The sequence below is a fragment of the Devosia sp. WQ 349K1 genome (assembly GCF_016595685.1).
In the GTDB taxonomy this organism is placed as follows: Bacteria; Pseudomonadota; Alphaproteobacteria; order Rhizobiales; family Devosiaceae; genus Devosia.
Window position 1 is genome coordinate 199,661 of sequence record NZ_JAENGO010000005.1, and the last position, 22,748, is coordinate 222,408.

A 22,748-nucleotide genomic window follows, 5' to 3' on the forward strand; every position below is an offset into this window, starting at 1 on the left:
GTTGCTCAAAAAGCACATGAGTACTGAGGCTAAAAGAAAAAGGCCAGCAGAGCCGGCCTTCTTCAAATTGGTGATGGAAAATTTAGCTGAAATTATTCAGCCGAATCATCCTTGGCAGCGGCCACGATTTCCTGACCTGTTGCCTGATCGACAACCTTCATGGAGAGGCGAACCTTACCGCGTTCGTCAAAGCCCAGAAGCTTGACCCAAACCTTGTCGCCTTCCTTGACCACATCGGTGGTCTTGGCAACGCGCTGGTCGGCCAGCTGGGAGATGTGCACGAGGCCATCCTTGGCGCCGAAGAAGTTCACGAATGCACCAAAGTCAGCGGTCTTAACGACAGTACCCTGATAGATTGCGTTCACTTCTGGCTCGTCGGTGATCGAGCGGATCCACTTGATCGCAGCGTCGATCTGCGAACCTTCCGAGGACGAAACCTTTACGGTGCCGTCGTCTTCGATGTTGATCTTGGCGCCGGTCTTTTCCACGATTTCGCGGATAACCTTGCCACCGGTGCCGATCACTTCACGGATCTTGTCGGTTGGGATCTTGAGGGTTTCAATGCGCGGAGCAAATTCACCGACTTCACCACGGCTCTGGCTCAGGGCCTTGCCCATTTCGCCCAGAATGTGGATGCGGCCGTCCTTAGCCTGCGCCAGAGCGGTCTTCATGATCTCTTCGGTGATACCGGCGATCTTGATGTCCATCTGCAGCGAGGTGATGCCTTCTTCGGTCCCTGCGACCTTGAAGTCCATGTCGCCGAGGTGATCTTCGTCACCCAGAATGTCCGAAAGAACGGCGTACTTGTCGCCTTCCAGGATCAGACCCATGGCGATACCGGCCACTGGACGCTTCATTGGAACGCCAGCGTCCATCAGTGCGAGCGAGGTGCCGCAAACGGTTGCCATCGAGGATGAGCCGTTCGATTCGGTGATCTCTGACACGATACGGATGGTGTATGGGAATTCTTCCAGGGATGGGCGGATCGGGTTGATCGCGCGCCAAGCCAGCTTGCCGTGACCGATTTCGCGACGGCCTGGGGAACCCATACGACCAGCTTCACCTACCGAATATGGAGGGAAGTTGTAGTGCAGGAGGAAGTTTTCCTTGCGGGTGCCTTCGAGGCTGTCGATGAACTGTTCGTCATCGGCAGTACCGAGGGTCGCAACAACCAGCGCCTGAGTTTCACCGCGGGTGAACACAGCCGAACCGTGGGTGCGTGGCAGGATACCAACTTCGGAAACGATCGAGCGAACGGTCTTGGTGTCACGGCCGTCGATACGGCTGCCGGTGTCCAGAATGTTCCAGCGAACGATCTTGGCCTGCAGGTTGTGTACGACTTCGCCGAGCGCTTCCTTGGACACTTCGCCAGCTTCGATCTTGGCAGCAAAAGCTTCCTTGACCTTGGTGTTGGCAGCGGCAACCGCAGCGTAGCGGGCAGCCTTTTCAGTGATCTGGTAAGCAGCGCGCAGGTCAGCTTCAGCAATCGTCAGAACTTCAGCTTCGAGAGCCGAGAAGTCTGGCGGCGTGAATTCGCGTGGTTCCTTGGCAGCAAGTTCAGCCAGCTTGATGATCGCTTCGATCACCTGAGCCGATGCCTTGTGACCGAACATCACCGCGCCGAGCATGATTTCTTCGGAAAGCTCCTGAGCTTCCGATTCAACCATCAGAACGGCGTCCTGGGTGCCAGCCATGACGAGGTCAAGCTTGCTGTCCGCGCGACGATCAACTGGCAGGTTCAGAACGTATTCGCCATCGACATAACCAACGCGCGCTGCGCCGATTGGGCCCATGAACGGAACGCCGGAGATGGTCAGAGCAGCAGAAGCTGCGACCATGGCGAGCACGTCTGGGTTGTTTTCCATGTCGTGCTGGAGCACGGTGATGACGACCTGAGTTTCGAACTTGTAGCCATCTGGGAATAGTGGGCGGATCGGACGGTCGATGAGGCGCGAAACCAGAGTTTCGTTCTCGCTCGGACGGCCTTCACGCTTGAAGTAACCGCCTGGGATCTTGCCCGCGGCGAAGTACTTTTCCTGGTAGTTGACGGTCAGAGGGAAGAAGTCCTGGCCGGGCTTTGCGGTCTTAGCGCTTACCACGGTCGCGAGAACAACGGTTTCGCCCAGCGAGGCAATGACTGCACCGTCAGCCTGGCGAGCCATCTTACCGGTCTCGAGCGTAAGCGGCTGGCCGCCCCAGTTCAGCTCGACCTTGTGGTGGTCAAAATTGATCGACATGACTTGTCTTTCTGTTTTGCGGCAGAGCGGGAACGCGCGTGAGGCCTTCACGAGCGAACTCTACCGATGTGCCCGCACTGATGATGCACCCCATGTGCATGTCAGCTCAAAATCAGGCACTGGTTCTGTTGGCGGGTCAGAACATGGACAAGACAACGAGCAACTCCTCAGCGGAAGCGGCTGGTAATCCTGCCATGCTCCGGCATCGCCGGCCTAAAAGCACTTTCCGCCATATTGCGGGAGTTTGCTCTAACTGCCCCGGAAAAGGGCAACCGGCGCGAGAGTTGCCTCACGCGCCGGAAGTTTTTTAGCGACGCAGGCCGAGCTTTTCGATCAGCGACTGGTAGCGCGCGCCGTCAACCTTCTTGAGGTAGTCGAGCAGGCTACGACGGGTCGAAACGAGCTTGAGAAGACCACGACGGGAGTGGTTGTCCTTCTTGTGGCCCTTGAAGTGTTCGGTGAGGTTCGCAATGCGTTCAGACAGAATCGCAACCTGCACTTCCGGCGAACCGGTGTCGTTTGCAGTGGTTGCGTATTCCTTGATGAGTTCTGCCTTGCGTTCTGCAGTAATCGACATCAGCTGTTCCTTTTCAGTTAGGAAAGTGGACGCCCCAACCAGGATGTCGTCCAGGTAGGGCCATGAAGGCAGGCCGTCTTGTCATGCAACAAGCCGCCAGCTGGGCGGACCTATAGGGCAAATAGGCCCAAAACACCAGAATTTATTGGGCTGCCAGCTGCTCCTCGGGCCGCGCCGCCGCAAAGGACGGGTCGAGTGCGGTGAGGGGGACATGAAATTGCCACTCAACCCCATCTGGATGCGCGATTCTTTCCACTTTTGCCCCCAGGGCTCCACCCACCATGGTGCGCAACACAATGGTGCCAAAGCCAGATCGGTCGGTCATCACCAGTTCCGAGCGCAAATACTCCCGCCAGCGGATAAACAGCATGGAGTCTTCAATATCCCAGCTCAGCTTGAGCCGCCCACTTGGCTCATAAAAAGCGCCATAGCGCGTGGCATTGGTCGACAGCTCATGCAGCGCCATGCCCAAAATCTGCGCCCCTTGCGGGTTGATGCGCACCTCAGGCCCGTCAATGGTCACGCGGTCTGCATCGGGTGGCAGGAAAGGTCCCAATTGCTGGTCGACCAGTTCACTTAACATCACCCCAGCCCGACCATTGGCCAAGAGCAGGTCGGTCGAGCGCGCCAGACCCAAAATGCGTTTCTCAAGGGTCTGCACATAGGTGGGCAGATCGGTAGAACCCCGCGCCGTTTGTTTGGCCATGGCGGCGATAACGGCCATTTGGTTCTTAGAGCGATGCGCCAACTCCCGCATCAGGAAACGAATGTCGCGCTCTGCGGTTTGACGTTGCTCAGAGGCGACCGCCAGCGTTTTCGACACCTCGGCAATTTCAGCAACTGGATAAGAGCGCGGATAGACCGTTTCGCCATGCCCAAGGCGTCTCGCGTCAACACTGAGCCCCTTGACCGAATGACGGATACGGCCAGCGATCAAAAAGGCGACGCCGGTCGAGGTCGCGGCAATAACGAGGGCCCAGATAGCCAATTGTTGCAGCGAGTCGGCCAGTGGCTTTTGCACATTGGCAGCGGAGGCCCAGGCGACTATACGCCAGCCCGTAAGCGGCGAGCGCCACAGCACACTCACCACATCTTCGCCGTCATAGACCTCGCGTGAAAACCGCTCGTCGGGCAAATTTGATTGGTCTTGGCGCAGCGGCAGCTTTTCCGCGACCTCAAGGCCCGCGTCCAAGGTCGACGCCATCACCGCATTGTTGAGGTCGATCAGGGCCGCGTGCCAGCCCTCGGGCAATTGGCGTGATTGTAGCGCTGGCGCGAGATCATCTGAGTTTTGCGCCAGTCCCAAAAGCGCAACGCTTTCGGTTGTCTCAACCGGCAGCCACACACTGAACACATGTCGCTGCGAGGCTGCGCCCATGAACAGGTTGGAAATCGCGGGGCGTCCGGTTTCGAGCGCCAAGGCAGCCGTAATTGGGTCGGCGGTTTTGGGCAGCTTGGTGCCAAAGGGCATGCGCGTGTTCAAAATCTGGTTGAACTCGTCGTCCGTAGCCAGAAGATAGGTGCTCGTCCCTTGCAGGGCCTGGGTGGCGCGGGCATGGAAGTTGATCAGGTCTTCGTCTTGCATGGCCTGCGTTGCCGCGAGAACGCGCAAGGTCGTTGCCATGCCAGCAACTTCACGGTCCACCGAATAGCCCATGGCCTGCACAGTGGCATTGATCAGTGTGTTGACGACGGCTTGCTGAGTGTCATTGCCGCGATTGATGAGCACGACAGAGACAGCAAAGGCGGGAATGAGGATCACCAGCACCAGTGCATAGAGATAGGTGGCGATCGAGTGACCGCGATGGAATTTACCGAGCTTGGGCACTTTGTGTACCCCGGCGATTGCCATCCGATTATAGCCCCTGCATCAACTTAGTGTACGACGATCTGAACGCCTGCGCGCCAGCCTTGTTCCAAAACCACGCTTCGGATTACTCGCCTAACGCTATTGTCGTCGACCCATCGGCTAACCAACACCGTATATATACGCCGGAAATCAAACGATTAGTGCGAAGTGCAGACTGTGCCTGCTTGCAATAATCAGTACTTCTCTAACCGAGATAACCCGCAACTCGGCGTTCGGTTGCAGAGGCATGGCATGAATTGTTTGGCTCTGCTAAAGAGCCACCATGACCCAGACTATGATCCCGAGCGCACCCAGGCGGGTGTTCATCAAGACTTATGGCTGTCAGATGAATGTCTATGACAGCGACCGCATGGCCGACGCCTTGGCGCCGCACGGTTATATGCCGACGCAAGAGCTTGCCGAGGCCGATCTGGTCCTGCTCAACACCTGCCACATCCGCGAAAAAGCCTCGGAAAAGGTCTTCTCCGAACTTGGTCGCCTGCGTGAATTGCAGGATGAAAAGCGCGCCGCTGGCAGCGATATGATGATCGGAGTTGCCGGTTGCGTGGCGCAGGCAGAGGGCGAAGAAATTGCCCGCCGCGCGCCCGTGGTCGATCTGGTTTTTGGTCCGCAGGCTTACCACCGCCTGCCTGAAATGCTCTCGCAGGTCGAATCGCGCAAGCATCTGCACCCCTCGCTCAAGCGCGCCGTCATCGACACTGACTTCCCCGAAGAAGATAAGTTCGCGCATCTTCCTGCTGCCAAAAAAGAAGTGATGGTTGCGCGCGGCCTCACCGCTTTCCTTACTGTGCAGGAAGGCTGCGATAAGTTCTGCTCCTTCTGCGTTGTGCCCTATACGCGTGGCGCTGAAGTGTCCCGTCCGGTCTCCCAGGTGCTCGACGAAGCCCGTCGTCTGGTCGACGCCGGCGTCAAGGAAATCACCCTGCTGGGCCAAAACGTTAACGCCTACCACGGCACCGATGCCGCCGGGCGCGATGTCGGCCTTGGCGCGCTGGTTTATCTCCTCGCCGAAATTTCTGGTCTTGAGCGCCTGCGCTACACCACCAGCCATCCCCGCGACATGGACGATGCGCTGATCAATGCGCATCGTGATCTGCCGCTTCTCATGCCTTACTTGCACCTGCCGGTTCAGTCCGGTTCTGATCGCATTTTGAAGGCAATGAACCGCAAGCACACGCGCGCTGAATATCTCGCGCTCATCGAGCGCATCAAAACCGCGCGTCCAGACATGGCCATGTCCGGCGACTTTATCGTCGGCTTCCCCGGCGAAACCGATCAGGATTTCGAGGACACTCTCGATATCATCCGCCAGACCAATTACGCCTCGGCCTATTCGTTCAAATACTCGACCCGTCCCGGCACGCCGGGCGCAAATCTGGGCGATCAAATCGCCGAAGAGGTCAAAACCGAGCGCCTCCATCGCCTGCAAGAGCTGGTCAATCAGCAGACCACGGACTTCCACGCCTCCATGATCGGCAAAACTCTGCCGGTTCTTATCGAGCGCGTTGGTCGTCAGGCCGGTCAGATTGGCGGTCGCTCGCCTTACCTGCAAGCGGTTCACCTCGATGGCAGCCCAGATCTCATCGGCAATATCCATCAGGTCGAGATCATTGGCACCATGACCAATTCGCTCGTCGGGCGCTTGGCTCAAATCTAGTCCTCTATCCTCTCCCCGGCGGGGAGAGGTCAACCAACGGCCGGGTGAGGGGGGCTTAGGCGCGCCGCGCAAACGCACGTTTCGCCAAGTGTCAGCCCTTGCTTTGAGATAAAACTGTCACCAAATACTTGAAGACAGCGAACGCAAATTCACCTAGCGTCGTTATGTGTTGGCGACGCAGCCCGCGGCGCCTCCTTTGGGAGCCGAGAAAGTTTGAGCAGGCATTTGTCACCATCAGCAGATAACGCCCTCGCATCACAACTCGAACTCGCCTTTGACGATAATCGCCTTGCTTCACAGCTCTATGGTGATTTCGACCAAAACCTCGCCCTTGTTGAACAACGTCTTGCCGTCACGGCCACGCCGCGCGGCAATCATGTGTTGCTCAAAGGCGCAGCGTCCAAGGTTGATCAGGCGCGTCGCGTGTTGGAATCTCTTTACGCCGGTCTTGAAGAAGGTCGCCGCGCCGATATTGGCGATGTCGATGCGGTCATTCGCATGATCGAGACCGAAGACAGCCAGCTCACGCTGCCGTCCTTGGAAAAGAAGGGCAAGGTGCGCATGGCCCAGATTGCCACGCGCAAATCCACAATTGTTGCCCGCACCCCAGCCCAAGACGCCTATATGCGCGCCATGGAGCGCAGCGAATTGGTATTTGGTGTCGGCCCTGCTGGTACGGGTAAAACCTATCTCGCCGTTGCCCATGCTGCCTCGCTTCTTGAGCGCGGCGACATCAATCGCATCATCCTCTCGCGCCCGGCGGTGGAAGCGGGCGAACGCCTCGGCTTCTTGCCCGGCGATATGAAGGATAAGGTCGATCCTTATCTGCGCCCGCTCTATGACGCGCTGCACGATATGATGAAGCCTGAAAATGTCGAGCGCTGCATTGCCTCGGGCATTATTGAAGTTGCCCCGCTTGCTTTCATGCGCGGTCGTACGCTCTCCAATGCCGTCGTCATTCTCGACGAAGCGCAAAACACCACATCGATGCAGATGAAGATGTTCCTCACCCGTTTGGGTGAGAACTCTAAGATGATCGTCACTGGCGATCCGACACAGGTCGATCTACCGCGTGGTGAAAAATCGGGCCTCGTGGAAGCAGTTCACCTCCTCGACGGTGTGGAAGGCGTTCACATTTCCCGCTTTGGTGACAAGGATGTGGTTCGCCACGCGCTTGTCGGCCGCATCGTCCGGGCCTATGAGGCTGATACTGCGCGCCGTCTGGCCAAGCAGAATGCTGCCGAAGGACAATCGAACTGACTACTCTGCCTCTTGAAGTGGCCATCATCCGCAATGCGGATGGTTGGCCTGACCATTTTGACGAACTCGCTGAAAAGGCGGTGTTTGCGGCCCTCGCTGGCGCCAAAGCGCGCCTCAAAGGGCCTGCCGAAATATCTGTTGTTTTCACCGATGATGAAGAACAACGGGAACTAAACGCCGAGTGGCGTGGCAAAGACTCCTCGACAAATGTTCTCAGTTTTCCGCAAATCGAGCCTTTTGGGCCGGTCTTCGGTATTTTGGGTGACATTACGCTGGCGCGAGAAACTCTTGAGTTAGAAGCAAAAGATCTGGGCAAGAGCCTCGAAGATCATTTCACCCACCTAATGGTGCATGGATTTCTGCATATTTTGGGGTATGATCACATCGAGGAAGAGGAAGCTCTTCAAATGGAAGGGTTGGAAACCCAGATATTGGCCGGGCTCGGTATTGCCGATCCTTACGCCGATTAAAGGTGATGCAACCCATTTTTGGATGGGCCATTTCGTCCGAAGGTAACAGAAGCCGCATATGCGGCAGGCATGATGAACGACAGCGACAGTAAAAACGCCTCGCGGGTGGCAGATAACCCTGAACCTCCTTCTAGTACCGCCTCCGCTTCACGGGGGCTTAACTTGTGGAGCCGCCTTAAGGGCTTTATGCCCCTGAAGTCGGTCTCGCTGCGCGACGACTTACAAGTCGCGTTAGAGGAGCCGAGAACCGCCGACGCTGGCGACTTCTCGGATAGTGAGCGCGTTATTCTTCAGAACGTGCTCAAGCTTTCTAAAGTCTCCGTGGACGACGTCATGGTCGAACGCTCGGATATCCATGCGGTATCGGGCGATATCAACCTGGGCACGCTCTTGGCCAAGTTCCGCCAAGTGGGTCACTCCCGTCTGCCGGTCTACGAAGAAGGCTTGGACGATATTAAGGGCTTCATCCATATCAAGGACGCTCTGGCCAAAATCACCGAGCCAGTGAGCGATCCGGAAAAAGATGTCCCGGTTAAGCTTTTGTCCGCAGCGCTCAAAACGCGCATCGATAAGCTCGGCATTATGCGCTCGGCCATGTTTGTGCCGACCTTTATGCCCGCAGCCGATCTCTTGCAGTCCATGCGCGCCAGCCGTACCCACATGGCCATCGTCGTCGATGAATACGGCGGCACCGATGGTCTGGTGACCATTGAAGATCTGCTCGAAGCCGTCGTTGGCGAGATCGAAGATGAACACGACGTCGCCGAGGCCGCTTTGATTCGCCGGGTCGGTGATGATCTCTTCATCGCCAACGCCCGTGCCGAATTGGAAGATGTGCGTAAGCTCATTGGTCCCGATTTCGACCCCGTCGAATATGCCGAGGCGGTGGACACCATTGGTGGCCTCGTTTTCGATATTGCCGGTCACGTTCCCAAGCGCGGCGAACGCGTATCGGGTAATGGTCCGCTCGAAGGCTTTGAGTTTGAAATTCTGGCGGCCGACAGCCGTCGTATCAAACGCCTGCGCATTCGCCGCAAGCGCGCCGATGATGCCCCAGAACCTCTGGCCATCACCGACCAGCGCCCCGCCGAAGAAAAAATGGCAGCGGAATAGTTTTAAGGCAGCCCCCGGGCTGCCTTTTCTTTTGGTTCTGTACAGCGGGCTCTTTACCTCTCCCTTCGGGGAGAGGGCCTTATGCCTCTTGCCGCATTCCAACCTCACCCACCAGCCCAATCCCTCCCCCGCTCGCGGGGGAGGCTAGGTGGGGGCCATCCCCCAATACAAAAAAGGGGCAGCCAAGCCGCCCCCTTTCAAAACCCCAAAATCCAAAAGCCTTATCGCGTCGCCCATTCCAATAAGCTCGCGAGCCCCACAAACGGCACGCCCGCCCGCTCGGAAAGCCCCGAAGCACAGGTGGACACTGTCGACACGCCGACCGTGCAATTGGCGGGCACATCGTTCTTCACCCGACGGGTTGCGTGCTCATTCAATTCAGGAATGAACAGCCCCTTATCGCCCGCATACCCACAGCAGGTAATCGAGCTCAACACCGCCAGCTTTTCCGAACACGCCTGCGCCACAGCTTCTGTCGCCGGTTGCTCGGCCAGACGTTGTGCCGAGCAATTGTGGTGCACTGCCACCACCGGCAGACGCTGGGTGATGGTCAGGCGCGGCAAGACATGGCTGAGCAAATACTGCGCGCTGTCAGCAACCGCTGCCTCGCCCGGAAACTCTTTGAGATGCTTGGCGCAGGTTGATGCGTCCGTCACCACATTGAGCGCGCCACCATGCGATAGGCGCGACAGCTCATCATTGAGGGCGCCTCCCACACGTTTTGCTTCCTCAGGGAAACCCTTGGATTGGAACGGCTGACCACAGCATTGGCCCGTGAGCTTTTCGGGGATGATCACCTCATAGCCCGCCCGTTCGAGGAGGACCACCATGGCGTCCTGCGTCGACAGAAAAACTTCGTCCGTCTTTGGAGCGCCGAACATGCGGCTCGGGCAAGCGGGGAAGTAGACAATCTTTTCCCGTGCTGGCTGAGTGATCGGGACCGGGAAACCCGTTGTGCGCGGGTCTTGACGATTGTCGCGTGCCTTTGGTGTTCCGGTGCCGTGGTGCAACGCCCGCGAGACGCGTGGAATGCGGTTCCCGGTCAACTTGCGCGCGGTATCCGTCAGTGCTTCCACAGCGCCACCGGGGATGATCGTCCTGGCCCCATCGGCCACGGCCAGACCAATTCGCATTCCCGTTTCAATCGTCGCGAGGTTTCCAGCGACAAGTTTGGCAATCGAATGCCCGGTGTCGCCGCGGCGTCGGGCCCTTTCGCCCATCACCATGGTGCCGGTCTCAATCCCAACCGGGCACCGTAGCGCACATAGATTGCACGCCGCGCAAGTGTCGAGCCCGGCATATTGGAAATCGGCTTCAAACTTTTCCAACCGTGCCGGATCTTCGCCCGAAGCTCGCATGCGGGCGCGTTCGCGCGTCACGGCAATGCGTTGACGAGGCGTCAGCGTCATATGATGGCTGGGGCAGGCGGGTTCACAGAAGCCGCATTCAATGCACATGTCCACGAGGCCATCGGCCTGCGGCATGAGCTTGAGATGGCGCACATGCGCCTTGGGGTCGGCGTTCAAAATCACGCCCGGATTGAGTATGGTTTCGGGATCAAAGATCGCCTTGATCTCTTCCATCAAGCCATAGGCTTTTTTGCCCCACGCAATTTCAACGAATGGCGCAATCGCTCGTCCCGTGCCGTGCTCGGCCTTGAGCGAGCCATTGTAGCGCACCGAAACGAGGTCCGAGAGCGCTTGGTTGAAGAGGTCGAATTTTTCCGCGGCGCCCGGCTTGGCAAAGTCGTCGCCCATCAAAAAGTGCAAATTCCCCGCCAGCGCATGGCCAAAGATGATCGCGTCTTCATAGCCATGCTCATCGAGCATCGCGCGCACATCGGTGACAAAATCGGCGAGCTTTTCGATCGGCGCGGCAATGTCTTCGGTCATCAGGGTGGTGCCCTGCGGACGCGTTGCTCCGGCGGTGGTGAAAAAGCCTTTGCGTATGTCCCAGAACGCGTGGCTCAAATGCTCGTCGGTCGAGAAGTTGAGATGGGTCGCCCCGTGTCGCGCCAGCAACTCCTCGGTCTTTTGCACCTCGGCAATCAGCGTTGCTTCGTCAGGCGCAGTCACGTCGATCAAAACCGCAGGTGAGTGCTCGGTCAGCCATGGCAAAATGCTCGCCATTGCGGGCACATGCTCAACCGTCGCCAGCGCCCGGCGCTCGATATACTCGGCGGCATTGACGCCGACCGTCAGCTGCACCCCGCCATTGGCCATTTCGATAATGGCCCGGCCTGCCGATTGCGCGTCAGGGAAGGGGATCATGCCCGTCGATTTATACGGGTGCTCCGGCACGGTGTTGTAGGTCACTTCCGACACAAAGCCGAGCGTGCCTTCAGATCCCACCATAAGGTGGATCAAAATATCGAGCGGGTCGTGATAGTCGACCAGCGCATTGAGCGAATAGCCGACCGTGTTCTTGATCCGATATTTTTCCCGGATCAGCGCCACAAGCTTGGGGTCTTCCATCACCACATGATGCAGCTGGTGGATCTTCTCAAGCATAGACGCGTGGGTCGTGCGGAAGGCGGCGCAGCTCTCTGCATCGCCGGAGTCCAGCATGGTCCCGTCGGTCAGCACAATGCGCAGCCGGTCCATGGTGTAATAGGTGTTCTGCGCCACCCCACAGCACATGCCCGAAGAATTATTGCTCACCACGCCGCCGATCTTGGCGGTGGCCTGGCTCGCCGGATCTGGCCCGATCTTTTTGTTATAAGGCTTTAGCGCTTTGTTGGCTTCGGCCACGATCACCGCTGGCCCGAGCGTGATTTTCTCAGCGCCGGGGTGAATGGAGAGCTTTCGCCACCCGTCGCCCAAAACCGCCAACACACCATCGGTGATGGCTTGGCCGGAGAGCGATGTTCCCGCCGCGCGGAAGGTCACGGGCAAGCCTTCAGCCCGCGCCGCTTTATAGACCGCGCGCACATCGTCTTCCGAATTGACGAACACCACGACAGCCGGGATGAGGCGATAGCTGCTCGCGTCCCCGCTCCAAGCGTAGGTCATCAACGGGTCGGTGAAAATATTGCCCCGCACCTCGGTTTTGAGACGCTGAGCCACCCGCTCGCCGGCGGCAAGGCGCTCGGGCGTGGGGGCTTGGGGTTGGGTGGAGTAGTTTGGGGCCAAGTACATAATTATAGCGCTAACATGTCAGAAGCACCCTGTGGAGGGTTTTCAAAATTACCTTTGGTTTACGCCTCGCCGGTCCATGCGGGAAGTACGGCGTGGCACGCTTTGGTGATGCGTTCTATGAGTTCTTCTATGCGCTCTTCGCCGCGTCTCTCCCGCAGCACGTAAATGCCGCTGATCGCGCGTCGCGGCTCGTCCGCCTGGTCCACCTCAAATAGCCCTTTGGCCTTGAGATCGTCGCACAGCACATTGGTGTGCAGCAATACGGCATCGGTCGCCAAGGCGTAGTCAATGCAGGCCGCCAGTGAGTTCGATCGAAACGCAAACCGGGCGCGATCAAAGATCGTCTCCACCCGCGTGCGCCGCAGTGTTGGGTCGAGAAAACGCTCGTGCCGGCTTTCGGCAATGGCGGTCGTGACCAGCGCGAATTGATCGATCTCGCTGGCCGATCGTGCCTGTCCCAAAAGCGGATGCCCTTCATGGGCGAAGAAGGCGTTGTAGACCTTGGCGAGGGGAATGAAATCGGTGCCCACTGACGGGCTCAATCCATCGATTTCATGGGCTAGAAACATCGAAATATCGCCTGAAAGCATCTGGTCGAGCAGCCGCAGCTGATTGCCAAGGCTCACCTGCACGGGCGATCGCGGAAACTCTTTTTCATAGTCGAGCACCATGTCGCGTAAAAACAGCGACCACCACGAATAGCCCGACCCGATCGACACCCCGCGCTGCACGCCTCGTTGCTGATCGCTAATCACCTTGAGCGTATTGTCGTAGATGCGGCTCATCATCCGCGCGTTTTCATAAAGCGTTTCCCCGTAGCGGGTGAGCCTTACCCCGCGTGAGCTCCGCTCAAACAGCGCCGCGCCGATACTCTCTTCGAGCTTGCGCATGTTGAAGGTCAAAGTCGGTTGCGTAATTAGCAGGTTTTGCGCCGCTCCAGACAGTGATCCGGCATCCGCAACCGCCATGAATTGGGTGAGTAGCTTATCCATCGCCTCCTCCGGCTATAGATTATTTCTATAGTACGCAGGAAATTTCGTAGTTTGCCTAGCGATTTTTTTGGGTCACTCTCTGCTTAATCTGACGCGGTCGAAGAGCCGCGCATGAGGGAGAGGAATTTCACCAATTCGTTCACATGGTCTGTCTGTAGAATTTCGCGCCCAGCGCAATTCTTCCATACAAGACATTGCCCAGCCGGATTTGGACGTGTAACATTCGTAAATAGCTGGCAAGGCGCACAAAGCCTACCCGATTATGCTTGGGGCGGTGGCGAGCAAGGCAGAAACGGAAATGGGTTCGTTCTTCTTCATCTTGTAACCAGTTAGTGACTTAGCGACGGGAGGTCGCTGGTCATTCGCCAATCCCACTCCGGGATTGTGCACTTTGGGAGGATAAATATGACTATTCGTCTCGATAGACGTCAGTTTCTTATGGGCTCGTCCGCTCTCGCCGCTGCTGGCGCTCTGGGTCTGAGCCCAGCCTTCGCACAAAGCGCGGGCCTGCGTCAGTTCTTCTGGGGTGGTCAGGCGCGCGCCGACCGTACCTATGGCGTCAACGACCTGTTCAAGGCCGCCAATGGCGCAGAGGTCGATTCCAGCTTCCTCGGCTGGGGCGATTACTGGCCAAAGCTGGCCACTGAAACCGCAGGCGGCAATTCGCCAGACATCGTCCAGATGGACTATCGCTTCATCGTTGAATACGCCAAGCGCGGCGCCATTGCTCCGCTCGATGAATATGTTGGCGGCGCGCTCAAGCTCGACGGCTTTGACGCCGACCAGCTCGAAGGCGGCAAGGTTGACGGCAAGCTCTACGGTATTTCGCTGGGCGCCAACTCGGTGGCCCAGCTGGTCAATGTCGCAGCTTTTGAAGAAGCCGGTATCGATCTGCCGAACCGCGACACCACCTATGATGACATCCGCGCCATGGGCGAGGCATTCCTCTCCAAGAATATCCGCGGTGGCATTCGCGTTATCGCTGACGGTTCGGGTTCCGAGCCAATGCTCGACAACTGGCTCCGTCAGAAGGGCCTCGCCCTCTACACCGCTGATGGCAAGCTCGGCTTTGATGCTGACGCAGCGATCGAATGGTTCACCTTCTGGAACCAGATGCGCGCCGACAAGATCTGCGTTGACGCCGAAACTCAGGCGCTCGACACCAACGGTCCGCTCGAAACAACCATGGTCGTGATGGGCAAGTCGGCCATGATGCCGTCGAACTCTAACCAGCTCGTGGGCTTCCAGGCGCTGATGACCGACAAGGTCACCATCACCAGCTATCCGCGTATTGCAGCGGGTGTTGGCGGCGGTCACTACCGCAAGCCATCCATGTTCTTCTCCATCGGCGGCTCGTCCAAGAACAAGGAACTGGCAGCTGAGTATCTCTCCTACTTCATCAACGATCCTGAAGCAGGCAAGATTCTCGGCGTCGAACGCGGCATTCCGTGCATTCCGGGCGTTCGCGAAGCCATCGCGCCGACCCTGAATGAACAGGACCAGATCGCGCTCGATTTCGTTGCCAACCTTGGCGATCTCTTGGGCGCTCTGCCTCCTCCTCCACCAGCCGCTGCTGGCGAAATCGACATCTCCGTGCTGCGTACGCTCAGCCAGGAAGTCGCTTTCGGCGCACGCACGCCAGAAGACGCCGGCCAGTATTTCGTCACTGAAGCAAGTGCCGTTCTGGCGCGTCAGGCCTAAAACCTAGGGGACCGTATATGGCCACGCAGGTTGATACGAAACATATGACTTCGGCAGCCCGCGTGGCCGCCCCATCGGTGTGGCGGGGGATATGGGAAAACCATGCCCCCGGCTACCTCTTCCTTTTGCCTTGGTTCATCGGCTTTTTGGGCCTGACCATCGGGCCGATTCTTACGTCTCTCTATCTCAGCTTTACCCATTTCGATCTGCTCACCGCCCCACGCTGGGCTGGGCTCGATAACTACACGCGCATGTTCACCAACGATCCGAAGTTTGCCGCCTCTATGCGCGTCACCTTCGTCTTCGTTATCTTCTCGGTGCCGCTCAAGCTCGCCTTTGCGCTCGGCGTCGCTCTGCTGCTCAATCGCGGCATGAAGGGGCTCTCGATCTATCGCGCGCTGTTTTATCTCCCGAGCCTTTTGGGTGCCTCCGTTGCCATCGCCATTCTCTGGCGTCAGATTTTTGCCGGCAATGGTTTGGTCAATCAGGTCCTCGCCAATTTCGGCATCGAAGGCCCAAGCTGGATTTCCAATCCGAACACCTCGCTGTGGACGCTGATTATTCTGGCCGTCTGGCAGTTTGGCTCGCCCATGATCATCTTCCTCGCCGGGCTTCGTCAAATCCCGCAGGATATGTATGAGGCGGCAAGCCTTGATGGTGCGTCGCGCTGGCGTCAGTTCTGGAAGATCACCCTTCCCATGCTGACCCCGGTGGTGTTCTTCAACGCAATTATCCAGACCATTGAAGCCTTCAAGAGCTTCACCCCGTCCTTCATCATTTCGGGCGGTACAGGCGGTCCGATCAACTCGACCCTGTTCTACACGCTCTATCTCTACAACGAGGCCTTTGGCTTCTTCCGCATGGGCTATGCCTCGGCGCTCGCTTGGGTGCTACTGATCATCGTCGCTGCGTTTACCGCCTTCTCGTTCCTCACCTCAAAGTTCTGGGTGCACTATGACGACTGATGCAGACCGTCTCACCGTCGTGACCTCGACGTCACCGACCCGCAAACGCATCATGTCGGTTGTGGCGCATGGCTTGCTGATCACTGCGTCGATCATCATGCTCTACCCCTTGCTATGGCTTCTGGCGGCGTCCTTCCGCCCGGAGAACGAGATCTTCACCTCGGGCATTTCGGTGCTGCCGAGCCTGAATTGGAGCATTGATAGCTACTTCCGTGGCTGGAATGGGTTGCGCGTTGGCTTTGGCCAGCTCTTCATCAATTCCTTTGTCATTTCGGGCCTGTCGGTGATCGGCAATGTCATGGCGTGTTCGCTGGCCGCCTTTGCCTTTGCGCGCCTCGAGTTCTTTGGCCGCAACTTCTGGTTCGCCATGATGCTGATGACGCTCATGCTGCCCTATCAGGTCACCCTGATCCCGCAGTATGTGATGTTCCTCAACATGGGTTGGGTGAACAGCTTCCTTCCCCTCGTCGTGCCAAAATTCTTGGCTGCCGACGCCTTCTTCATCTTCCTGATGGTGCAGTTCTTCCGTGGCATCCCCAAGGAGCTTGATGAAGCCGCGCGTATGGACGGGGCAGGGCCGTGGCGCATCTATTGGAAGATTCTTCTTCCCTTGAGCACGCCGGTTCTGGCGACCGCCGCGATCTTCACCTTCATCTGGACCTGGGACGATTTCTTTGGCCCGCTGATCTATCTCTCCGATCTGCGCCAATACACCGTCATGCTCGGTCTGCGCACCTTCGTCGATAGCACCGGCCAGTCCGACTACGGCGGCATGTTCGCCATGAGCGTCCTCGCTCTGGTGCCGATCTTCGTCTTCTTCCTCGCCTTCCAGCGCCTCCTCATCGAGGGCATTGCCACCACCGGCATGAAGCGCTGATCGCGGACCTAAATTGCACAGGAGCGGCCACACGCGCCGCTCCTTCCAGACCAAATTGAATTGAGGGTTCTCCTCCAATGACGATTAAGTTTGCAGCCATCGGCGTCAACCACGCCCATATCTACGGGCAGGTCGATTGCCTCAAGCGCGCCGGTGCGCGGTTTGTTGGCTTCTATTCGGCTGAAGACGACCTCGCCGCCACTTTTGGCGCGAAATATCCCGAAGCGCCGCGCGTTTCCGATCCGGCCGTCCTGCTCGAAGACCCGTCCATTCAGATCATCACAACCGCCGCAATTCCCGGCGACCGCGCCGACATTTGCCTCGCTGCCATGCGCCACGGCAAAGACGTGCTCACTGACAAGCCGGGCATGATTTCCTTTGCCCAGTTCGATGAGATCCGCCGCGTCCAAAAGGAAACCGGCCGCATCTTCTCCGTGCTTTATTCCGAGCACTTTGAAGTTCCGGCTGCGGTCGAAGCAGGCAATCTCATTGCGTCTGGCGCCATCGGCAAGGTGGTCAACACCATCGGTATGGGCCCGCATTCGCTGCGCCTCAACAATCGCCCCGATTGGTTCTTCACCCGCAATCGCTACGGCGGCATCTTGTGCGACATCGCCAGCCACCAGTTCGAGCAGTTCCTGTTCTTCTCGGGCGCTATGGATGGCGAAGTAGTGTCTGCTTCCGTTGCCAACCGCAATAACCCACACCGTCCGGGCCTCCAAGATGTTGGCGATGCTCACGTCCGCACGCAAAACACCACCGGCTATGTCCGCGTTGATTGGTACACCCCGGAAGGTCTCCCCACTTGGGGCGATGGACGCCTGACCATTTTGGGCACTGAGGGCTATATCGAGCTGAGGAAATACGTCGATATCGACGGCAAGAGCGGCGATAACCACCTCTTCCTCGTCGATAAAAAGGGCGTCCACTACAAGGATTGCTCTGGCGTCGAGCTGCCCTTTGGCCGCCAGTTCCTCGACGACGTGCGCAACCGCACCGAAACTGCCATGCCGCAAGAGCGCTGCTTTAACGCCATGAAAATGGCCCTCAATGCTCAAAAGCTGGCCGAGCAAGGCACGGAGTGGGCCCAATGAGCCGCGTCTATAATGTTGCCGTCGTCGGTATGGGCATTGGCCGCAGCCACATTGTCGAAGGCTATCTGACCAATCCCGACAAGTTCAAAGTCTTGGCGCTATGCGACCTCAACGTCGAGCGTATGAACGCGGTGGGCGACGAGTTTGGCATCGAGCGCCGCATCACCAATTTTGATGATCTGCTCGCCATGGCCGACGTTGATATTATCGACGTCTGCACCCCGCCCATGTTGCACCACCCGATGACGCTGGCCGCCCTCAAGGCGAACAAGCACGTCATCTGCGAAAAGCCGCTGGTTGGTTCTCTGGCGCAGGTCGATGAAGTCATCGCCGCCGAAGGCCAGTCAAAAGGCCGCCTCATGCCGGTCTTCCAATATCGCTTTGGCGATGGCGTCGAACAGGCAAAAACCATCATCGACGCTGGCATTGCCGGAAAGCCTTATGTCGGCACCGTCGAAACGCTGTGGCGTCGTGGTCCCGATTATTACGCCGTGCCGTGGCGCGGTAAGTGGGCTACCGAGCTTGGTGGCGTGCTCATGACCCACGCTATCCATCCGCACGACATGTTCACCTATCTCATGGGCGACGTGTCCCGCCTCTTTGGTCGCGTTGCCACCCGCGTCAACGACATTGAAGTCGAAGATTGCGTCTCCGCTTCCGTCGAAATGGCGAGCGGCGCTCTGGGTAGCTTTACGGCAACCCTTGGCTCCTCCACCGACATTTCGCGCATTCGTCTGGCGTTTGAAAACGTCACCTTCGAAAGCGATCACGCTCCTTATAATCCCGGCGACAAGCCGTGGAAGATCGAGCCGCGCAATCCAGAAACGGCCGCCAAAATCGAAGCTCTACTGAAAGATTGGAAGCACGTCCCGTCGCGTTTCCAAACCCAGATGGCGCGCTTTTACGATGCGCTAGAAACCAATGGCCCGCTGCCCGTCACCAGCGCCGACTCCCGTCGCGCGCTGGAACTGGTAACAGCCTTTTACCACTCGTCTTCAACCCACACTGAGGTTGAACTTCCCCTCCGCCCCGATCACCCGCTCTATCAGAGCTGGGTTCCGGCCGCATTCCGCTAACAGGGAGATCCATTATGGCAACCAGCATCGAACTGCGGCAGATTAAAAAGGCCTATGGCGAAGTTCCGGTCATTCACGGCGTTGATCTCACCATCGAGCCCGGCCAGTTCACCGTCTTCGTTGGCCCCTCCGGCTGCGGCAAGTCCACCCTACTGCGCATGATCGCGGGTCTTGAGCCGATCACTGGCGGGGACCTCATCATCGATGGTCAGCGCATGAACGACGTGCCCGCTGCCAAGCGCGGCATCGCCATGGTGTTCCAGTCCTATGCGCTTTATCCGCATATGTCGGTCTATCAGAACCTAGCCTTTGGTCTTGAAACCGCGCGCATGCCCAAGGCCGAGATCGAAAAGCGGGTGCAGCAGGCCGCAGCGATCCTAAAGATCGAGCCGCTCCTCAAGCGCAAGCCAAAGCAGCTCTCAGGCGGTCAGCGCCAACGCGTCGCCATTGGCCGCGCCATCGTGCGCGAGCCAAAGATCTTCCTCTTTGACGAACCGCTGTCTAACCTCGACGCCGAACTGCGCGTTGCCATGCGCGTGGAGATTGCAAAACTCCACAACGACCTCGGCAACACCATGATCTACGTGACCCACGATCAGGTCGAAGCCATGACCATGGCCGACAAGATCGTCGTTCTGCGCGCGGGTATTCTGGAACAGGCCGGCGCGCCGCTCGATCTTTATAACAATCCGCGAAACCTCTTTGTGGCCGGGTTCATCGGTTCGCCGAAAATGAACTTCCTCACCGCCACAGTTGAGAACGGTGCCGTCAAAGCTGCGGGGTCCTCCCTGCTCCTCGGCCGCGACGTCACCGGAACCAAAACTCTGGGCATCCGCCCAGAGCACATCACCATCTCGGAAGGCAGCGGCATCAAGTTCGCCGACGTGCGCGTCGACCTAATCGAGAACCTCGGCGGTCAAACTGTGGTCTATGCCACGACCTCTGATGGTGAAGCGCTCACAGTCGTTCTCGAAGGCCAGCGCGCAGTCGCAATGGGCGCAACGATCACTCTCTATCTCGATCCGAGCAAGGTTCATGTCTTCGACGAAGCTGGAAACGCCATAAGCCAATCCTAGGCCCCTCCACAGGCCCAAAAGTGCCAGCCAAAAGCCCCGTTTATGCCCATAAACGGGGCTTTCTTTTTGGTGTTAGGGCAGGTCACGGACCTTGGGTTCGCGCGCCCAATGACGCACCGGCCCAACCGAGATCAGCTCCTCAATCGGCACAACGCCCTCGTCTTTTTCAACGCGAGCGGCATCGAGCAAGATTTGCGTCCCCTTGCAATGGGCAATGGTTTTGCAATGCGCGAACGCATCCATAAACCATTGAATTGCCGCACCATTTTTGAGGAGCTTCTCCGCAGCGTCCGGCATCATAATCGACGCGACCGCATCAAAAATCACCGCAGGCGAACCCTCAAGCTTCCCATCAGCCTTGAGCGTCCCCCCCTTAACCGGAATACCGCCAACCTTAGGCGCGACCAAAAACGCTGTCCCGCCAGCGCCTTCGATCTCGCTTTTCAGCTGATCAATACTGGCCTTATCCGACCCTTCGGCGAACAAAATGCCAATCTTGCGCCCTTCAAAAGTCTTCTTGGCTTGCTTCTGAATCGACAGCGCATCGGATGTGCCCAGGTCCACCGGCTCTCTCGCAGCCTTAGATTTTGTGGGCAAATCCATCGCTAGGCCCGCAGCCACCCGCTTGGCTAAGCCCTCGTCGATATTGCGCAAATTGCTCATCACGCGGGCACGCACATGCTCAAGCGTCACCTTCGAGAGCTCGAACACAATCGCGTCGATGAGATGGGCCTGCTCATTCTCGGTTTGGCTTTTGAAGAACAAGCGCGCCTGCGAATAATGATCCGCGAACAAATCCGCGCGCGTGCGGAGCTTCTCTGTCGGATCGTTGCGCTCCCCATTCTCGGCGAGAGTTGTAAAACCGCTGTCGAGAGAAGCCCTTGGCCCGGAGTTCTCCCCGGCCTCGTAAAGGCTGTTAGGTTCATAGTTCGCGCGCCCCTTAGGTACGAGCGTTTGCATCATGCCGTCGCGCTGGAAATTATGGAAAGGGCACTTTGGAGCGTTGATCGGGATCTGGTGGAAATTCGTCGTGCCCAAACGCGATTTTTGTGTGTCGAGATAGGAGAACAACCGACCCTGGAGCAGCGGGTCGTTTGAGAAATCAATGCCGGGAATAAGATTGGATGGCAAAAAAGCCACCTGCTCGGTTTCGGCAAAGAAGTTGTCGACGTTCCGATTGAGCGTCATACGTCCAATGATCTCGACCGGAACTTCCTCTTCCGGAATAAGCTTGGTGGCGTCGAGCACGTCATAAGGCTGTTTGGCAGCCCATGCCTCGTCAAAAACCTGCACACCCAAATCCCATTGCGGGAAGTCACCACCGTCAATTGCTTCAAACAAATCCCGACGATGGAAGTCTGGATCAGCCCCGGCCAATTTCACTGCCTCGTCCCAAGTCGTTGATTCAATTCCTAAAACTGGCTTCCAGTGGAATTTAACAAACGTGCCTTCACCCTTGGCATTGACGAAGCGGAAGGTGTGGACGCCAAAGCCCTCGATCATGCGCAAGGACCGCGGAATGCCGCGATCCGACATGGCCCACATAATCATGTGGCTGGTTTCTGGCATCAGGCTCACCCAGTCCCAGAACGTGTCATGGGCGGAGGCGGCTTGAGGATAACCGCGATCGGCTTCCATCTTAACGCTATGAACCAAATCAGGAAATTTCATTGCGTCCTGGATAAAGAACACCGGAATGTCGTTGCCGACGAGGTCCCAATTGCCCTCTTCCGTATAGAGTTTGACCGCAAAGCCGCGAACATCGCGCGGCGTGTCGACCGAGCCAGCGCCACCAGCCACGGTCGAGAACCGCACGAACACCGGGCAGCTCGTGCCAGCCTTTTGAAAAAGCTGCGCTTTTGTCAGTTGGGGAATCGCTTTGGTGACTTCAAATACCCCATGCGCGCCGGACCCGCGGGCATGCACAATGCGTTCTGGGATGCGCTCATGGTCGAAATGGAAGATTTTTTCGCGCAGGACGAAATCTTCGAGCAGCGTCGGCCCGCGCGATCCGGCTTTGAGACTGTTCTGATTGTCGGAAATGCGATGACCGTGGTTGTCGGTCAGAAATGCGCTGGGGTCCGCACCATTGGGAGCCTGCTGCTGTAACTCGCCAGAGTTGCCGCGCTTCTCATCGGGCGTGAAGCGTACTTCGCCTGGTGCGTGCTCATGTAAGCTATTGGAATTAGAAGGAGAGTTTTTCTCTTCTGGCATGGGGTCCTCCGCAGAACATGGTGTCTGTCGGGGGCCGCAACCGGGATGGTCTCAACAGCGGCACCCTAATCCAAGAGAACTCTTGTGGAGCAGTGCCGTTCCGCCAAAGGCAGGTTCTGGTCGGGAAGTGAACGCCAAACAACAAAAAGGCCCCCGAAGGAGCCGATTTGTTTTGCCAGCTATTTCACCGAATTGGAGCGGGCGATGGGATTCGAACCCACGACCCTAACCTTGGCAAGGTTATGCTCTACCCCTGAGCTACACCCGCATTCCGTATCGGTATAGAAGATTTCCTCGCGGAAGGTTATCTTCTGGTCAAAGCCCTAAGGCCTTGAAGTATTTGGAGCGGGCGATGGGATTCGAACCCACGACCCTAACCTTGGCAAGGTTATGCTCTACCCCTGAGCTACACCCGCGCTCCGTTTTTGTTGC

15 protein-coding genes, 2 tRNA genes and 1 pseudogene are annotated in these 22,748 nt (G+C 57.8%); 10 read left to right on the forward strand and 8 right to left on the reverse strand.

From position 1 onward, the window contains the following. Positions 1-92 precede the first annotated feature (92 nt). The 3 genes and pseudogenes from pnp to JHL21_RS18010 form a co-directional block, all read right to left on the reverse strand. Entirely contained in the window at positions 93-2,237 is a 2,145-nt protein-coding gene (gene pnp, locus JHL21_RS11640) for a polyribonucleotide nucleotidyltransferase (protein WP_199531129.1), read from the reverse strand. Positions 2,238-2,544: 307 nt separating this feature from the next. After that, positions 2,545-2,852, reverse strand: a pseudogene (gene rpsO, locus JHL21_RS11645) (30S ribosomal protein S15). Positions 2,853-2,956: 104 nt separating this feature from the next. Further along, positions 2,957-4,642 (reverse strand): sensor histidine kinase, encoded by a 1,686-nt coding sequence (locus JHL21_RS18010; RefSeq protein ID WP_200213600.1) that lies wholly within the window; start codon positions 4,640-4,642, stop codon positions 2,957-2,959. A 304-nt stretch (positions 4,643-4,946) separates the two neighbouring features. Between JHL21_RS18010 and miaB the strand changes: the two genes are divergently transcribed. The 4 genes from miaB (at position 4,947) to JHL21_RS11670 (ending at position 9,184) form a co-directional block, all read left to right on the forward strand. After that, entirely contained in the window at positions 4,947-6,341 is a 1,395-nt protein-coding gene (gene miaB / locus JHL21_RS11655; protein WP_200213602.1) for a tRNA (N6-isopentenyl adenosine(37)-C2)-methylthiotransferase MiaB, read from the forward strand. A gap of 225 nt (positions 6,342-6,566) precedes the next feature. Further along, entirely contained in the window at positions 6,567-7,601 is a 1,035-nt protein-coding gene (locus tag JHL21_RS11660; RefSeq protein ID WP_248305890.1) for a PhoH family protein, read from the forward strand. Next, positions 7,592-8,071 (forward strand): rRNA maturation RNase YbeY, encoded by a 480-nt coding sequence (ybeY, locus tag JHL21_RS11665; protein WP_282567637.1) that lies wholly within the window; start codon positions 7,592-7,594, stop codon positions 8,069-8,071. Before JHL21_RS11660 ends, ybeY begins: the two co-directional genes overlap by 10 nt. A 186-nt stretch (positions 8,072-8,257) precedes the next feature. Beyond that, positions 8,258-9,184 carry a hemolysin family protein gene (locus tag JHL21_RS11670; protein WP_169194319.1) on the forward strand — a complete coding sequence of 309 codons (927 nt, stop codon included), beginning with the start codon at positions 8,258-8,260 and terminating at the stop codon, positions 9,182-9,184. 221 nt (positions 9,185-9,405) lie between these two features. Here JHL21_RS11670 and JHL21_RS11675 read toward each other — a convergent pair whose 3' ends face one another. Together JHL21_RS11675 and JHL21_RS11680 are read right to left on the reverse strand one after the other, a co-directional pair. Further along, positions 9,406-12,321 (reverse strand): FAD-binding and (Fe-S)-binding domain-containing protein, encoded by a 2,916-nt coding sequence (locus JHL21_RS11675; protein ID WP_200213604.1) that lies wholly within the window; start codon positions 12,319-12,321, stop codon positions 9,406-9,408. Between the two features lie 59 nt (positions 12,322-12,380). Next, a complete protein-coding gene (locus tag JHL21_RS11680) occupies positions 12,381-13,313 on the reverse strand; it encodes a LysR family transcriptional regulator (RefSeq protein ID WP_199531132.1) in 933 nt (310 codons plus the stop codon). Positions 13,314-13,718: 405 nt separating this feature from the next. Between JHL21_RS11680 and JHL21_RS11685 the strand changes: the two genes are divergently transcribed. The 6 genes from JHL21_RS11685 to JHL21_RS11710 all read left to right on the forward strand — a co-directional run bounded on the left by JHL21_RS11685 (position 13,719) and on the right by JHL21_RS11710 (position 20,102). Continuing rightward, the gene (locus tag JHL21_RS11685; RefSeq protein WP_200213605.1) at positions 13,719-15,014 is read left to right on the forward strand and encodes an ABC transporter substrate-binding protein; all 1,296 of its coding nucleotides are present in this window, start codon (positions 13,719-13,721) and stop codon (positions 15,012-15,014) included. A 44-nt stretch (positions 15,015-15,058) separates the two neighbouring features. After that, positions 15,059-15,979, forward strand: a complete 921-nt coding sequence (locus tag JHL21_RS11690) for a carbohydrate ABC transporter permease (protein ID WP_169194513.1) — start codon at positions 15,059-15,061, stop codon at positions 15,977-15,979. Beyond that, on the forward strand, positions 15,969-16,856 hold the full coding sequence (locus JHL21_RS11695; protein ID WP_367948181.1) for a carbohydrate ABC transporter permease: 888 nt from the start codon (positions 15,969-15,971) through the stop codon (positions 16,854-16,856). Before JHL21_RS11690 ends, JHL21_RS11695 begins: the two co-directional genes overlap by 11 nt. Before the next feature lie 77 nt (positions 16,857-16,933). Continuing rightward, positions 16,934-17,950, forward strand: a complete 1,017-nt coding sequence (locus tag JHL21_RS11700; protein WP_200213607.1) for a Gfo/Idh/MocA family protein — start codon at positions 16,934-16,936, stop codon at positions 17,948-17,950. Beyond that, positions 17,947-19,026, forward strand: a complete 1,080-nt coding sequence (locus JHL21_RS11705) for a Gfo/Idh/MocA family protein (protein WP_200213609.1) — start codon at positions 17,947-17,949, stop codon at positions 19,024-19,026. The genes JHL21_RS11700 and JHL21_RS11705 overlap by 4 nt, the downstream gene beginning before the upstream one ends. A 14-nt stretch (positions 19,027-19,040) precedes the next feature. Continuing rightward, positions 19,041-20,102: an ABC transporter ATP-binding protein gene (locus JHL21_RS11710; RefSeq protein WP_169194313.1), complete on the forward strand. Its 1,062-nt coding sequence runs from the start codon at positions 19,041-19,043 to the stop codon at positions 20,100-20,102. Positions 20,103-20,174: 72 nt separating this feature from the next. Here the strand turns inward: JHL21_RS11710 and JHL21_RS11715 are convergent, their stop codons facing one another. The 3 genes from JHL21_RS11715 to JHL21_RS11725 form a co-directional block, all read right to left on the reverse strand. Continuing rightward, positions 20,175-22,316, reverse strand: a complete 2,142-nt coding sequence (locus JHL21_RS11715) for a catalase (RefSeq protein WP_200213611.1) — start codon at positions 22,314-22,316, stop codon at positions 20,175-20,177. A 193-nt stretch (positions 22,317-22,509) separates the two neighbouring features. Continuing rightward, positions 22,510-22,584 (reverse strand) — tRNA-Gly (locus JHL21_RS11720). A gap of 73 nt (positions 22,585-22,657) precedes the next feature. Further along, a tRNA-Gly gene (locus JHL21_RS11725) sits at positions 22,658-22,732 on the reverse strand. Positions 22,733-22,748 lie beyond the last annotated feature (16 nt).